Source organism: Streptomonospora halophila (genome assembly GCF_039542725.1).
Lineage (GTDB): Bacteria > Actinomycetota > Actinomycetes > Streptosporangiales > Streptosporangiaceae > Streptomonospora > Streptomonospora halophila.
Map to the genome: position 1 here is coordinate 1 of NZ_BAABIK010000045.1, position 14,200 is coordinate 14,200.

The 14,200-nt window shown below is 73.0% G+C and carries 13 protein-coding genes; 6 read left to right on the top strand and 7 right to left on the bottom strand.

Features of this window, described 5'->3' with window-relative positions; all coding sequences use genetic code 11:
• Positions 1–273 (top strand): acyl-CoA carboxylase biotin carboxyl carrier protein subunit (locus ABEA15_RS23830; protein WP_345559216.1); only part of this gene is annotated, 273 nt, incomplete at its 5' end.
• A 117-nt stretch (positions 274–390) separates the two neighbouring features.
• Here ABEA15_RS23830 and ABEA15_RS23835 read toward each other — a convergent pair.
• Entirely contained in the window at positions 391–813 is a 423-nt protein-coding gene (locus ABEA15_RS23835) for a spore-associated protein A (RefSeq protein ID WP_345559218.1), read from the bottom strand.
• 245 nt (positions 814–1,058) lie between these two features.
• Here ABEA15_RS23835 and ABEA15_RS25710 point away from each other — a divergent pair, with 245 nt between their 5' ends.
• From ABEA15_RS25710 to ABEA15_RS23845, 3 genes are all read left to right on the top strand, one after another.
• Positions 1,059–1,139: a putative leader peptide gene (locus tag ABEA15_RS25710; protein ID WP_425579443.1), complete on the top strand. Its 81-nt coding sequence runs from the start codon at positions 1,059–1,061 to the stop codon at positions 1,137–1,139.
• 110 nt (positions 1,140–1,249) lie between these two features.
• Positions 1,250–2,740, top strand: a complete 1,491-nt coding sequence (locus ABEA15_RS23840; RefSeq protein ID WP_345559220.1) for a dicarboxylate/amino acid:cation symporter — start codon at positions 1,250–1,252, stop codon at positions 2,738–2,740.
• A gap of 193 nt (positions 2,741–2,933) precedes the next feature.
• Positions 2,934–4,154, top strand: a complete 1,221-nt coding sequence (locus ABEA15_RS23845) for a chemotaxis protein CheA (RefSeq protein ID WP_345559222.1) — start codon at positions 2,934–2,936, stop codon at positions 4,152–4,154.
• A 184-nt stretch (positions 4,155–4,338) separates the two neighbouring features.
• On the opposite strand, the gene ABEA15_RS23850 is transcribed toward ABEA15_RS23845, so the two are convergent.
• The gene (locus tag ABEA15_RS23850) at positions 4,339–5,718 is read right to left on the bottom strand and encodes an NAD(P)H-quinone dehydrogenase (protein ID WP_344144588.1); all 1,380 of its coding nucleotides are present in this window, start codon (positions 5,716–5,718) and stop codon (positions 4,339–4,341) included.
• Positions 5,719–5,872: 154 nt separating this feature from the next.
• Between ABEA15_RS23850 and ABEA15_RS23855 the strand changes: the two genes are divergently transcribed.
• Positions 5,873–6,328, top strand: a complete 456-nt coding sequence (locus tag ABEA15_RS23855) for a gamma-glutamylcyclotransferase (protein ID WP_344144590.1) — start codon at positions 5,873–5,875, stop codon at positions 6,326–6,328.
• 238 nt (positions 6,329–6,566) lie between these two features.
• Positions 6,567–7,397, top strand: a complete 831-nt coding sequence (locus ABEA15_RS23860) for a purine-nucleoside phosphorylase (protein ID WP_344144592.1) — start codon at positions 6,567–6,569, stop codon at positions 7,395–7,397.
• A 536-nt stretch (positions 7,398–7,933) separates the two neighbouring features.
• Here ABEA15_RS23860 and ABEA15_RS23865 read toward each other — a convergent pair.
• The 5 genes from ABEA15_RS23865 to ABEA15_RS23885 form a co-directional block, all read right to left on the bottom strand.
• Positions 7,934–8,584, bottom strand: a complete 651-nt coding sequence (locus tag ABEA15_RS23865) for a PH domain-containing protein (protein ID WP_345559224.1) — start codon at positions 8,582–8,584, stop codon at positions 7,934–7,936.
• Entirely contained in the window at positions 8,581–9,681 is a 1,101-nt protein-coding gene (locus ABEA15_RS23870; RefSeq protein WP_344144595.1) for an adenosine deaminase, read from the bottom strand. Before ABEA15_RS23870 ends, ABEA15_RS23865 begins: the two co-directional genes overlap by 4 nt.
• Positions 9,682–9,788: 107 nt before the next feature.
• Positions 9,789–11,030 (bottom strand): M20 family metallopeptidase, encoded by a 1,242-nt coding sequence (locus ABEA15_RS23875; RefSeq protein WP_345559226.1) that lies wholly within the window; start codon positions 11,028–11,030, stop codon positions 9,789–9,791.
• Entirely contained in the window at positions 11,017–12,267 is a 1,251-nt protein-coding gene (locus ABEA15_RS23880) for a glutamate--cysteine ligase (RefSeq protein WP_344144597.1), read from the bottom strand. The genes ABEA15_RS23875 and ABEA15_RS23880 overlap by 14 nt, the downstream gene beginning before the upstream one ends.
• A 564-nt stretch (positions 12,268–12,831) precedes the next feature.
• Positions 12,832–13,992 (bottom strand): YihY/virulence factor BrkB family protein, encoded by a 1,161-nt coding sequence (locus ABEA15_RS23885; protein ID WP_345559241.1) that lies wholly within the window; start codon positions 13,990–13,992, stop codon positions 12,832–12,834.
• Positions 13,993–14,200 lie beyond the last annotated feature (208 nt).

The window sequence follows — 14,200 nt, forward strand, 5'->3', positions numbered from 1 at the left end:
CGCGGCGCGGCGCGGCGCGGCGGCCGCACCGGCGGCACGGCGGCCGCGGCGGGCGGCGACGCCCTGGTGTCGCCCATGCAGGGCACCGTGGTCAAGGTGGTCGCCGAGGACGGCCAGACCGTGGCCGAGGGCGACCCGGTCGTGGTCATCGAGGCGATGAAGATGGAGCAGCCGCTCACCGCGCACAAATCCGGGGTGGTCACCGGCCTGTCGGTCGCCGCGGGCGACGGGCTCAGCAGCGGCGGCGTGGTCTGCGAGATCAAGGACGGCTGACGCATTCCGCGGCGCCCCGCCCGCACTGCCGGCCGCGATCGCGCGCCGCCGAGCGCGGTGCGGGGCCGCTGCGACACCGGCCCCGCACCACTCAGCCGAAAGAGGCAGGCGGGCGGCTTACCCGCAGTTGGTGTTCCGCTTGCCGCCGCTGGCCCCGTCGATGTAGCCGCCCCAGTCCACGCACCGCCCCGGGAGGCTCCACTTCACCGGACCCGCGTACGTGGTGTAGTCGCCGCTGTCGACGATCATCTCGCCGTACGGGCTGTCGGAGGGCCCGATGTAGGCGTTCATCGACAACCGCGCGCCGGGGTAGTTGCGAATCGTGATGACACAGTTCTTACCGGTGTTGTTGTTGTAGGTGAGGAACACCGTGCCCTTGCTGCCGACGTTGTCGGAGTTGACCACGACGTGGCCCGCACCGCACGCACCGTTGTAGGCCGCGGCCGATGCGGGGACGGCCGTGGCCACCGCGGCCGTCATCGCTCCGGCGAGCGCCAGCCCGGCGGCCGCCGCGCGGGTCAGGATCCTGCTTGTCCTCATTCGGTCTCCGGTTCCCAGGTCCGGCCGCCGACGGGCGGCCGGTGTCCGCTCGGTGCGCCGCCCGTCGCGGCGCATTCGGGACCTACGACGCGGCGAGTGCCGCTGTGGCCGCAGACCCGAGTGTGCGTTAGGACACATCGGCCAAGCGCGGGCCTCCCGTACGCATCGGCACGCGTGGTGTGATCCGCGTGACAATCCGTGCCAGGTCGGGAATAACCCAGCGATGGCCGCCATTGTGCTCGTTCGTGACGAACCTTTGGGGTCTGACCGTGCGACGGCACATCGACCTGTGCCGCGTCGCCTCCCAGGCATGTCGCCTGGCCTGACGCTCCGAGCCCTGTTCCCGGAGCGCGGGCCGACCGGCCGCGCTCATCTCCCCCGCGGCGCCTGCGCCATCAGCCGGGCGCCCGTCACGTCCTGACTCAGGAGTCACACCGTGCTATCCGCACTCAGGCGCATACCCTTCGCCGTCCAAGTCCTCGCCGCTCTCGTCGTCGGCGTCGCCCTCGGCGTGGTCGCCCGCCAGATGGGCGGCACCGCCGAGGACCCCAACTGGCTCGCGCTGACCCTCGACACCATCGGCTCGACGTTCGTCACGCTGCTGCGCACGATCGTGCCCCCGCTGATCCTGCTGGCGGTCGTCTCCTCCATCGCCAACCTGCGCAACACCACCAACGCCGCCCGGCTCGCCGGGCAGACCCTGCTCTGGTTCGCGATCACCGCGCTTATCGCGGTGGCCATCGGCATCGGCCTGGGGCTGCTCTTCCGGCCGGGCGTGAACAGCGGCGTCGACGCCGGGGCCGCGCAGGCCCCCGACGCCGGCTCCCAGGGCTCCTGGCTGGCGTTCCTGGAGAGCCTGGTCCCCGCCAACTTCCTCGGGCTCACGGCCGACACCTCCGAGGAGGCCGGCGCGCTGACCACCGGCCTGGACTTCAACGCCCTTCAGCTCATCGTCATCGCGATCGCGCTCGGCATCGCGGCGGTACGCGTGGGATCGGCCGCCGAGCCGTTCCTGGCCTTCACCCGCTCGGCCCTGAGCGTCGTGCTGAAGGTGCTGTGGTGGGTGATCCGACTCGCCCCGCTGGGCACCGTCGGCCTGCTGGGCAACGCCGTCTACAGCTACGGCTGGACGACCGTGGGCGCCCTCGGCCGGTTCGCGCTGGCGATCTACGTCGGCCTCGCGCTGGTACTGCTGGTCGTCTACCCGGTGCTCGCCCGCGTGCACGGCCTCTCGCCGCTGAAGTTCCTCACCGGCGTGTGGCCGGCGGTGCAGCTCGGGTTCGTCTCGCGCTCCTCGATGGGCACCATGCCGGTGACCGAGCGCGTGGCCGAGACCAACTTCGGCGTGCCGCGCCACTACGCGGCCTTCGCCGTCCCCTTCGGCGCGACCACCAAGATGGACGGCTGCGCCGCGATCTACCCGGCGATCGCCGCGATCTTCGTCTCGCAGTTCTACGGCGTGCCGCTGAACCTGACCGACTACCTGCTCATCGTGTTCGTGTCGGTGATCGGCTCGGCCGCGACGGCCGGCACCACCGGCGCGACGGTGATGCTCACCCTGACGCTGTCGACGGTGGGCCTGCCCCTGGAGGGCGTCGGCCTGCTGCTGGCGGTCGACCCGATCCTGGACATGGGCCGCACCGCGGTGAACGTGGCCGGCCAGGCATTCGTGCCCGCGCTGGTCGCCAAGCGCGAGCGGATCATGGACGTGGCCCGCTTCCGCGCCCCGCGGGGCCTCGACGGCTTCGTCGCCCCCGACAGCGGGCCCGACAGCGGGCGGGAGACGGCCGCCGGCGGCGAGCGCGCCGACGAAGACGGGGCCCGCAGCGCCGCGGACGGCGCCGGCGGCGAGCAGGAGGACTCCGGCGCCGAGCGCCCGGCCGCGCCGGTCGGCGGGTCCGGCACCGGCACCGGCACCGGCACCTGACCCGACCTCCGGAACCCACCGTACGGGCGGCCCGCCGCAGCGGCGGGCCGCCCGTAGTCTTGGGACCGACACGCCGCTTGCGCGGGAACCTTCCAGCCGCCCTGTTCGTCTTATGTGAGTGAGGGAGGCGAGAGGAACGATCATGTTGCGCCGCTTGGTAGTACCCGCCCTGCTCGCAGCAGGGTTGTCCGCTATGGCGATGGCCCCGGCCAGCGCCGACACCGTTCCGGCGTCCGGCGAGGTCGTCGACGCACTGCGGAACGACAACGTCTTTATCGACCCCGACATCACGACAGACCAGCTGCCTCAGGCCGAACGGGACACGCTGGCCGACGCCGCCGACTCCGCGGCGAACCCGACGTACTACGTGGTCCTCTCCTCGGGCACGTTGAACTCCGAGGCGAGCGTCGAGAACTACATCGACGGCATCCAGTCGGAGGTCGGCGACGGCACCTACGCGGTGCTGGCCGGCTCCCAGGAGCTGGTGATCGACTCCACCGAGCTGAGCGCCTCGGAGAACCAGGCGCTTGAGGAGGAGCTGCTCTCGCAGAACCAGGGCCAGATCGACACCCTGGTCGCCGTGCCCGACGCCGTCGAGGACCAGCAGTCCGCCGACGCCGCCTCCAGCGTCTTCGGCGCCATGCTGCTCGGGCTGCTCGTGCTGGCCGTGGCCGGCGGCGGGTTCTTCCTCTACCGCGGCAAGAAGCGCCGCGATGAGCAGAAGGCCAAGGAGCTGGCCGAGATCAAGCAGATGGCCAACGAGGACGTCGTCCGGCTGGGCGAGGACATCGCCCGCCTGGAGATCGACGTCTCCAAGGTCGACGAGGACACGCGCACCGACTACAGCCGCGCGATGGACTCCTACGACCGGGCCAAGGCCACGCTCGACACCATCCGCGAGCCCGACCAGGTGCAGCAGGTCACCAACGCGCTCGAGGACGGCCGCTACTACATGGTCGCGACCCGCGCCCGGATGAGCGGCGACCCGGTGCCCGAGCGGCGCCAGCCCTGCTTCTTCAACCCGCAGCACGGGCCGTCGCAGCAGGACGTCCTGTGGGCTCCCCCGGGCGGCACCAACCGGTCCGTCCCGGCCTGCCCCGCATGCGCTCAGGCCGTGCTCTCCGGGCACGACCCCGACGTCCGCCTGGTCGAGGTCGACGGCCGCCGCCGGCCCTACTACGACGCCGGCCCCGCCTACGCCCCCTACGCGGGCGGCTACTTCGGCATGGACATGATGATGGGCATGTTCACCGGCATGATGATGGGCTCCATGATGGGGTCGATGATGGGCGGAGGCATGATGGGCGCCGGCATGGGTGACATGGGCGGCGGCGACATGGGTGGAGGCGACTTCGGCGGAGGCGGCGACTTCGGCGGCTTCGGCGGAGGCGACTTCGGGGGCTTCGACTTCTAGCCCTCCGGCACCGCACTCGCGTCCTTCCGACGACGACGGCCCCGGCTGCATGCCGGGGCCGTTTCCTGTCGTGGGCGCCGCCTCGGTCCGCGTTCCGCGCGGCCGGGCGGGCGCGCCCGGCGGCCCGCGCCGACGCGGGCGCGCAGGTAGCGGGAGCGTGCCGCGCCGCAGGCGCGGCGGCGGGCTACTCGGGCGAGGCCTGCATCAGCGAGCGCGCCGCCTCGGTGACGCTGCCCGACAGCGACGGGTAGACCGCGAAGGTGTGCGCGAGGTCGTCGACCGTGAGCCGCTGCTGGACCGCCACCGACACCGCCAGGATCAGCTCGCTGGCGCGCGGACCGACGATGACTCCGCCCATCACGATGCCCGTGTGCTGGCGGCAGATCAGCTTGACGAACCCGTCCTTGCTGTTGGTCATCTTCGCGCGCGGGTTGGTGTCCAGCGGCAGGTTGACCACCCGCGCGTCGATCCGCCCGCTGCGCACGTCGCCCTCGGTGGCGCCCACCGAGGCCAGCTCGGGGTGGGTGAACACGGTCGAGGCCACGGTGGAGAGCTTCAGCGGCGACACCGCCTCGCCCAGCGCGTGCCACATCGCGATGCGGCCCTGCATCGCCGCAACCGAGGCCAGCATGTTCACGCCGGTGCAGTCGCCGGCGGCGTAGACGCCCGACGTGGAGGTGCGCGAGACCCGGTCGACCTGGACGAACCCGCCGTCGTCCAGCCGGACGCCGATCTCCTCCAGCCCGAGGTCGGCCGTGTTGGGGATCATGCCCACCGTCATCAGGCAGTGGCTGCCCTCGACGGTGCGGCCGTCGGAGAGGGTCACCAGCACGCCGTCGCCGGTGTTGGTGACCGACTCGGCGCGGGTCTTGCTCAGAACCGTCATGCCCAGGCGGCGGAAGACGCCCTCCAGCACCTCGGCGGCGTCGGCGTCCTGGGTGGGCATCACGCGCTCGCGGGAGGACACCAGCGTGACCTCGGAGCCCAGCCCCTGGTAGGCGTTGGCGAACTCGGCGCCGGTGACGCCCGAGCCCACCACGATCAGCTTCTCCGGCAGGCGGTCCAGGTCGTAGAGGTGGCGCCAGGTCAGGATGCGCTCGCCGTCGGGCCTGGCCGAGGGCAGCTCGCGCGGGTGGGCCCCGGTGGCCACCAGGACCACGTCGGCGTGGATGCGCCGGTCGCCCACGGCGACGATCCGGGGGTCGACCAGGCGGGCCTCGCCCGGGATCACCTCGACGCCCTCCTTGACCACGCGCGCGGCCGTGTCGTCGGACTGCGCCTGGGCCAGCCGCTTCACGCGGGCGTTGACGGTGGTGAGGTCGACCGACACACCGGGCCGGCCGTCGCTCTCGGCGACGTCGATCCCCAGCCTCGCGGCCTCCCGGACATAGGTGGAGCGCACCGACGTCGCGATCAGGGTCTTGGAGGGGACGCAGTCGGTCAGGACGCAGGCGCCGCCGATCCCGTCGCGGTCCACGATCGTCACGTCCGCACCGAGTTGGACGGCGACGAGCGCCGCCTCATAGCCCCCCGGGCCGCCACCGATGATCACGACCTTGGTCACGTCTGCTTCACTCCTTCCGGCCGGCGCGCGTCGAAGCGCCGCTGCCTCGGGGGCCGCCGCCTGGAACGTCTCTGCTCTGCCGTCTACCCATTGTCCGCCATGCCGGGCGGCGGAATTCGCAACGGGGGCGAGGGGGCGTGCTTACGATGGCGCCGTGGCTCTCTACGCCGCTTACGGCTGCAACCTCGATCCCGACCAGATGGCGGTGCGGGCTCCCAGTTCGCCCCTGTGGACCACCGGCTGGCTGGACGGCTGGCGGCTGACGTTCGGGGGCGAGTCCGGCCCGTGGGGCGGCGCACTGGCCACCATCGTCGAGCAGGGCGGCGCAAGCGTCTTCGTCGCCCTCTACGACGTCCCCGAATGCGACGAAGCCCACGTCGACGCCTGCGCGGGCGCCGGTTTCGGCATCTACACGCGCGTGCGGGTCCGCGCGAGCACCCTGCTCGAAGGCGAGGCCGCCGCCTGGACCCACGTGCTCGACGACTATGAGGGCGGGCTGCCGTCCGCGCTGTACCTCGCGATGCTCGCCGACGCCGCCGAGAAGGCGGGGGCTCCCCCGTTCTATCCGGAGGAGCTGCGCTCGCGGCCCTGCACGCCCTCCCGCTCGTGACCGGCCGGCCGCCGCCGGGCGGTCCGCCGCCGAAAGACGCGCCCGGATGGATCGGCCGGGCGCCCGCCCCCTCCGGGCACCGCCCTTACTCGTCGCGGCGCCGGACTCCGCGCCCGCCGCGCGGTGCGCGCGTGGATCGGCGAGCAGGAATAGCAGGTCGCGCCGGTTCCGGGCGATATGGAACACGCTGCGTTGCGTTCCGGAACTGTTCGACTACACAGGGGTACTCTCCGGAGATGTGAGCGAATCCACGCAAGTGCGCCTAACGACCGGGACCGCCCAGGCCAAGGAACGGGCCGTGCAGGCGGCGAACGAACTCAAGTCCCGCACCGGTACCGACTCCTTCGACGCGATGGTCATCCTCGGCTCGGGATGGGCGGGCGCGGCCGACACGCTCGGCACCGCCGACATCGAACTGGACGTGACCGATCTGCCGGGGTTCGTCGCGCCCACCGCGGCAGGCCACGGCTCCACCGTGCGCAGCGCCTGGGCGGGTGACAAGCGTGTCGCCGTGTTCAGCGGCCGCACCCACCTCTACGAGGAGCACGATCCGATGCGGATCGTCCACGCGGTGCGCACGGGCATCGCGGCCGGTGCGTCGATCGTGGTGATCACGGGAGCGGCCGGGTCGCTGCGCGCCGACTTCTCGGTGGGCCAGCCGATCGTCGTGCGCGACCACATCAACCTGACCTCGGCCTCGCCGCTGGCGGGTCCGGACTTCGTGGACCTGACCGAGGCCTACAGCCCGCGACTGCGCTCCCTGGCCCGCGAGGTGGCCCCGTCGCTGGCCGAGGGCGTCTACGCCTCGCTGCTGGGTCCGCAGTTCCAGACTCCGGCGGAGCTGGCGATGCTGCGGGTGGCGGGTGCCGACCTGGTGGGGCGCTCGTTCGCACTGGAGACCATCGCCGCCGTGGAGATGGGCGCCGAGGTCCTCGGGCTGTCGGTGGTCAGCAACGACGCCATCGGCGCGGTCTTCGAGCCGTTCGACTCGCTCAAGGCGCTGGAGGTCATCCAGCGGCGTACGAAGCGCCTGGGCGAGCTCCTCCACGAGACGATCTCGCAGGCCTGACGCCGCCGCAGGCCGCACGGGCCGCCTTGGCACGGGGCCCCACGCGACCGCCTGCCGCGTGCGCGCGGCCCGGCGGGCCCGCGCGGCGGGCGGCGGCGCCGTGCGCCGCGCCGCGCTGCGCCGAACGCATTCGCACCGAACGCTCACACGAACGCCGCGCACATGCGGACACAGTGCGCCCGGCGGCCGTCCGCGCAGGCCGCCGGGCGCACATGTGTCCTGCGGCGCGGAGCGAGGTCCCCGCAGACCCCGTGGCGAGCCCCCGCCGCATTCTTCGGTGATGCGTCGCGCCGCCGGGTACGCGGCCGCCCGGCCACCCGGCCGACCGTCCGCGCAGCGACACGGGTGGCGATCCGTGCCGGCGGCGCTTCCCTATTCAGTTGACCCATGCCGCCTAGTCAGCGGGACGGCGCGAATCCGCGTGGTCCACCGCACCGCCCGACGATTAGGCATGCCTTACCTAACCAGGAATCGGGGTGGTGGTCAAGCCCCGGCGCCGCGTCCGGCCGGACGCGGCGCGCGGGCCCGCGCGCCGCTCAGACCAGCAACAGGACCACGGCCAGCAGGAAGACCGGCGCGCCGAGCGCCGCCAGGGCGTCGGGCGCCCAGACAGTGGTCGGCTCGTGCGGGGCGGCTCCCTCGTCCTCGGGATCGGCGGGCTCCGCCTGCCCGGGGCCGTCAGCGGCGCCGGCTGCGGCCCGGTTCGCCGGGTCGGCCCTGCGGCGCTCGGCCTCCTCGCGCAGCCGCCGCGCCGCCAGGTCGACGGGGCGCATCGAGCGGGGGTCGGCGCCGGTTCCGGTGTCCAGGAGCGGCGCCGGGCCGTCGTCGGCCCGGCGCAGGTTCTCGCGCACCTTGGTGCGCCGGCTCTCCCGCAGCGGCCAGGAGCGGAAGACCCGCTCGCCTGCGTGGACCCGCAGCACGTCGGTCACGTCGGCCCAGGTGAACGCCGACCACGGCACGAAGGTGTCGCGCAGCGGGTTCACCAGCCGCACGCCCTCGGCGGTGGGCACCACCCGCGGCCGCAGCCACAGCACGTAGGCCACGCCTGCGGTGATCAGCAGCACCGCCCCGGCCACCAGGCTGGAGGCGCCGCTGCCGCGCAGCGCGAGGTCGAACAGCAGCAGCGCGACCACGGCGACCCAGCCCCAGCCCAGCACGCGCCCCGCGGGCGAGATCAGCGGCTTCATCCGGTGGCCCACTTCAGCTGGGCGAAGCCGGGCTTGATCCGCCCGTTGATCAGCGACAGGCGCTCGTCGAACGGCAGGAACGCGGACTTCATCGCGTTGACGGTGAACCACTGCAGGTCGTCCCAGCCGTAGCCGAACGCGGCGGAGAGCTTGGCGAACTCCTCCGACAGGGTCGTGCCGCTCTGCAGCCGGTTGTCGGTGTTGACCGTCACCCGGAACCGCAGGTCGCGCAGCATGCCGATCGGGTGCTCGGCGATGGAGGGGGCCGCGCCCGTCTGCACGTTGGAGCTGGGGCACATCTCCAGCGGGACGCGCTGGTCGCGCACGTACTGGGCCAGGCGGCCCATCTCGACTTTGCCGTCGGCGTCCGGGCGCTGCACGTCGTCGACGATGCGGACCCCGTGGCCCAGCCGGTCGGCGCCGCACCACTGCAGCGCCTCCCAGATCGACGGCAGCCCGAACGCCTCGCCGGCGTGGATGGTGAAGTGGGCGTTCTCCCGGCGCATGTACTCGAAGGCGTCCAGGTGGCGGGTCGGCGGGTGCCCGGCCTCGGCGCCGGCGATGTCGAAGCCGACAACCCCCACGTCGCGATAGCGCACCGCGAGCTCGGCGATCTCCAGGGACCGTGCGGCGTGGCGCATCGCCGTCAGCAGGGTGCCCACGATGATGGGCCGTCCCGCGGCGGCGGCGCGCTCCTGGCCGGTCCGGAACCCCTCCAGAACGGCCTCGACGACCTCGTCCAGCGACAGGCCCTGCTCCAGGTGCAGCTCGGGCGCATAGCGCACCTCGGCGTAGACGACGCCGTCGGCGGCCAGGTCCTCGGCGCACTCGGCCGCGACCCGCTCCAGGGCCTCGCGGGTCTGCATCACCGCGACGGTGTGCGAGAACGTCTCCAGATACCGCTCCAGTGCGCCGGAGTCCGAGGCGTCGCGGAACCACGCCCCGAGCTCGGCCGCGTCGGATGCGGGCAGTCCGGTGTAGCCGGCGGCCTTTGCCAGCTCGACGACGGTCTCCGGGCGCAGCCCGCCGTCGAGGTGGTCGTGCAGCAGCACCTTGGGGGCGCGCCGGATGTCGTCCAGGGTCAACGGGTGGCTCATGGATTCAGGATGCCACCCGTCGCGGCCTGCCCGGACGCTGCGCCGCCGCGCGGCCGGTCAGCGCGGCGGGCAGGGCCCCGCGGGAGGGCCCGGGCGCCGGACGCGCCTCAAGCCAGCGCAGCGTCCTGCACCGGGTCGCCGCCGGCGGCGCGGGCGCACTCCCACAGCGCCGTCAGGGCGGTGGCCGACATCAGCTGCACGCCCACACCGATGGCGCGCTCGTCGACGTCGAAGCTGCCGCGGTGCAGGTCGGCCATCGGCGAGCCCGACTGCGGCGAGTGCGTACCCAGTCGGGCGAGGGCGCCCGGCACGTGCTCCAGATACCAGGCGAAGTCCTCACCGCCCAGGCTCTGCGGCGTGTCGGCCACGGCCTCGGGGCCCAGCGCCTGGGCGCAGGCGTCCTGCAGCATCCGCACGCTGCTGGACTCGTTGACGGTGGGCGGCACGCCGCGGCGGTAGTCCACCTCGGCGCGGGCGCCGTAGCCGGCGACCACCGAGTCGACCAGTTCGCGGATGAGGTCGGGCGCGCCGTGCCAGGCGTCGTCGTCCAGGCAGCGCACGGTCCCCTCGACGACGCCGTCGTCGGGGATGGCGTTGGGCGCCGACCCCGCGCTGACGCGGCCCCAGACGAGGCTGAACCCGGCGCGCGGGTCGACGCGGCGCGAGAGGGCGGCCGGCAGCTCGGTGACGACCTTGCCCAGCGCGTAGACCAGGTCGGAGGTCAGATGCGGCCGCGCGGTGTGCCCGCCGGCACCCGAGAGCCGCACCATCACCTGGTCGCAGGCGGCGGTGATGGCGCCGGTGCGCAGCCCTACCTGGCCGGTGAGCAGCCGCGGGTCGCAGTGCAGGGCGAAGACGCGGTCGACGCCGTCGATGCCGCCCGCCTCGATCACCTCGCGCGCACCGCCGGGCAGCTCCTCGGCGGGCTGGAACAGCAGCCGCACCCGGCCCGGCAGCGCGCCGGCCCGGGCCTGCTGGGCCAGGAACAGCCCCGTCGCCATCAGCACGGTGGTGTGCACGTCGTGGCCGCAGGCGTGGGCCGCGCCGGGCACCGTCGAGCGGTAGGGCACGTCCTTCTCGTCTGTGAGGGGGAGCGCGTCGATGTCGGCCCGCAGTGCGACGGTGGGGCCGTCGCCGGCGCCGATGTCGCAGACGAGCCCGGTCGTGTGCGGGAGGGGCTCGGGAGTGAGCCCGATTCCGCGCAGCCGATCGGCGAGCCGCTGTGTCGTGCGGTGCTCGGCGAAGGCGAGTTCGGGATGCATGTGCAGATCGCGCCGGAATTCGATGAACTCGCGCTCGTGGCGAGCCAGGAATGCGTTCAGTTGCTCCCGCAGGTCACGCCCCTGCATGGGATGGCCCCCTGTTCTTCGTCACATAGTCGGTGCCGGTGCCGCCGCCCGCCGCCTGATGTCCGGTGGCCGAGCTCGGCGCGTTCGCGGAGGGAGCCGCCGTCGGGAAGACGTCGGCGCGAAACTCCGCCACCAGTGAGTCCACGACGTCGTTCAGGGTGCCGCCCTGGTCGATGACGGCACGTTGACGCTCGTAGGACGCGCCCTTGTCGAGGATCTCCGAGACCACGTCGAGGTCGTCGGCGCACCCCAGCCGCGCCGCGACCGGTTCGAGCTCACGCAGGAGCTCGTACAGGTCGTCGCGCAGTGGCGCCGTGCGCCCTCGGTCGTCGGTGATGATCCGGGCGTCCAGGCCGTAGCGGGTGGCCCGCCATTTGTTGTCGTTGACCACCCATGTGGGCGGACTGGGAAGCCCGTAGCCGCGGTCGAGCTGCTGGTCGAACAGCCGGACGAGGCTCTGGGACAACGCGGCGGCCATGCCGACCTCGCGCAGCGTGGGAATCCCGTCGAACATCCGGATCTCGATCGTGCCGAAATCGGGATGCGGGCGGACGTCCCACCAGACTTCCTTGATACTGGATATGGTCCCCGCGCGGAGCAGGGTTTCCATATATTCCTCGAACGCCTTCCAGTGCTCAAGGCGCGGCGGCGGCCCCGCGGTGGGAAGGGCGCCGAAGATGATCGACCGGCTGGAGGCGAGCCCGGTGTCGTGGCCGCTCCAGAACGGGCTGGAGGCGGTCAGGGCCAGGAAGTGCGGAAGGTAGTTGGCCAGCGCGTTGACGATCGGGATGGCCTTCTCGCGGGAGCGCACCCCGACGTGGACGTGCACGCCGAAGGTGAGGATGCGGCGGGCCAGCCACTGCATCTCGTCGATGAGCTCGCCGTAGCGCTGAACCGGTGAGAGCGTCTGGTCGCGCCAGTCGTCCAGCGGGTGGGTGCCGGCGCACATCAGCGCGGCCTCGCGCGCCTCCAGCACCGAGCCGAGCCGCTCGATGCTGCCGGCCAGGTCGGAGCGGGCCTCCTCGACGGTCTCGCAGACGCCGGTGACGACTTCGACGGTGCACTGCATCAGCTCGTGGCGCAGCGGCGGGCTGTCCGGTGTCTCGCTGAGGTCGGGAAGCTCGCCGAGGACCTGCTGGGCCTCTTGGCGAAGGTGGCGGGTGTGCACGTCGACAAGCTGGAGCTCCCACTCCACACCGAGGGTGGAGCGCTGGGAGTCGTTGAATTCGATGGCCACGGTCAACCTCCGCACTGTCGTCCGGCCGGCTCGGGCACCGACGCTGACCGCACCTTAGGCGAGGCGTCGCCCGCTTCGGCAGTGCGTGTCATACGGGGTCCGTTCATCGGCGGTTCGGGCGGCGTTGCGTTCGGATGAGCGGCGCGCGCCCGCGACGGGCGGCGCTGCACCGGGTCGGAGCCGGACGTGGACCGGTGCCGCGCGGGGCCCGGCCGGATGCGGTCGGGGCGTGCGCCCCGCCCCCGCCGACCGGTGCGCGGCGGCCGCCCACGCGGCGCGCGCGTGCGGCGATCGGGGCGCCGACGCGCGGGTTCGCAGGCCGCGACGTCGGGCGCGCCGTTCTCCGCGCTCCATGATCACGCTACACAACAACGGGGAAGAGTAGCCCGAAGTAACCGATACGTGACCTCGACAACAGATTAGCTTTGCGAAATGTAAACAGTAACGGGCACTGAAGAACGAAATGTCGCGAACGTCCCGCCGATCAGTGGTTCCTCCCGATGAGTGGGACCCGCCGGGAACCGCTTCCGCCCGCCGCTCGACCGCGCCGCTCGGTCGCGGCCCTCAGCCGCGGCGGCGGCGCAGCCAGGCGACCACTGCCGCCGCCCCGGCGGCGAGCGCCGCCGGCAGCACCAGGCGGCGCAGCGCGCCGCCTATGCGCCTGCGGCGGTCCAGCCTGCGCGATCGCTCCATCTGCGCGCGCGTGGGGCGCGCCGGCAGCGTGGCCGCCGACGGCCCCAGGTCCTGGCGAACGGCCGTGCGGGCGGGCTCGTCGTCGGTCAGCCCGATCGGCAGCCCCGAGGGGACCGCCCCCTCGTAGGGCGGCGGCACCGGCAGCCAGGTCGCGGTCCAGGAGGCGCCCAGCAGCAGCATCCGCATGACCAGGTTGATCCACACCAGCAGTCCCACGGTCACGGCGAAGGACGCGTAGACCGGGTTGCTCAGCGTGCCGCTGATCAGCAGAGCGGCGGCGGCCTTGAGGATCTCGAAGCCGACGGCGGTCAGCAGGGCCCCCTGCCACAGCAGGCGCAGCGGGCGCCGCGTGCCCGACAGGCGGGAGAAGACCACCAGGAAGATGACCGTGTCGACGGCCACCGCGATCGCCGCCCCCAGCACGCGGGTCGCGCCCACCGCCAGCAGCGAGTCCCGCAACTGGACGAACCCCAGCAGCCAGTGCGTGGCCGCCTGGGCGACGCTGGTCAGCGCGACCGAGCCGAGCAGGCACACTCCCAGCACCGCCATCACCGCGACGTCGGTCAGCTTGGCGACGGCGAAGTTGGGGCCGTCGCCGGTGTCGTTCAGCCACACCCGGCGCAGGGCCCCGCGCACCGCGTCCACCGCGCCGACGCCGGCGTACAGCAGGCCGAGCAGGCCGATGACGCCCGCGCCGGTGCGCGCCTCGGCGATCCGGTCCACCGGCAGCCCGTCGGCCAGTCCGGGCAGCGCCTCGCGCAGCGCCTGGTCGAGGTAGTCGCGGGCGTCGGGCTCGACGGCGGCCGCGTGGCCCACCGCGGCGAAGGCGAGCGCCAGCAGCGGGAAGAACGAGAGGAAGGCGTAGTAGGTGACCCCTGCCGCCAGCCGGTTGCCCTCGCTGCCGGAGTAGCGCTCGTAGGCGCGCACGGCGTGGTCCGCGGAGGGGCGGCGCCGGCGCACCGACCAGTAGGCCTCCATGGCGAGGTTGCGGTAGCGCCGGACCCGGTCCTTCACCGCCGCCGTCGCGGCCATCGGCACCGCCCCCTCTCCTGCGCACCGCCGCTTCGGGTCCCCGCCGGGCCCGGCGCCGCGTCAGCCTGCGCCACGCCGACCGTAGCCAACGTCCTGCCCGGCGGCGAAGTCGGCACACCCGGGCCCCGCGCGCGCTTCGCGGTCGGCGGTGTGACGAACGGCGACCGCATCTTCGACATTCCGAAACCAGACCGATCAAAATAAGTCA

Coding starts and splice junctions, on each gene's coding strand:
- ABEA15_RS23870 (WP_344144595.1), bottom strand. CDS start 9,681: ATGAGCCACCCGTTGACCCTGGACGACATCCGGCGCGCCCCCAAGGTG.
- ABEA15_RS23845 (WP_345559222.1), top strand. CDS start 2,934: ATGGCGATGGCCCCGGCCAGCGCCGACACCGTTCCGGCGTCCGGCGAG.
- ABEA15_RS23885 (WP_345559241.1), bottom strand. CDS start 13,992: ATGGCCGCGACGGCGGCGGTGAAGGACCGGGTCCGGCGCTACCGCAAC.
- ABEA15_RS23835 (WP_345559218.1), bottom strand. CDS start 813: ATGAGGACAAGCAGGATCCTGACCCGCGCGGCGGCCGCCGGGCTGGCG.
- ABEA15_RS23865 (WP_345559224.1), bottom strand. CDS start 8,584: ATGAAGCCGCTGATCTCGCCCGCGGGGCGCGTGCTGGGCTGGGGCTGG.
- ABEA15_RS23875 (WP_345559226.1), bottom strand. CDS start 11,030: ATGCAGGGGCGTGACCTGCGGGAGCAACTGAACGCATTCCTGGCTCGC.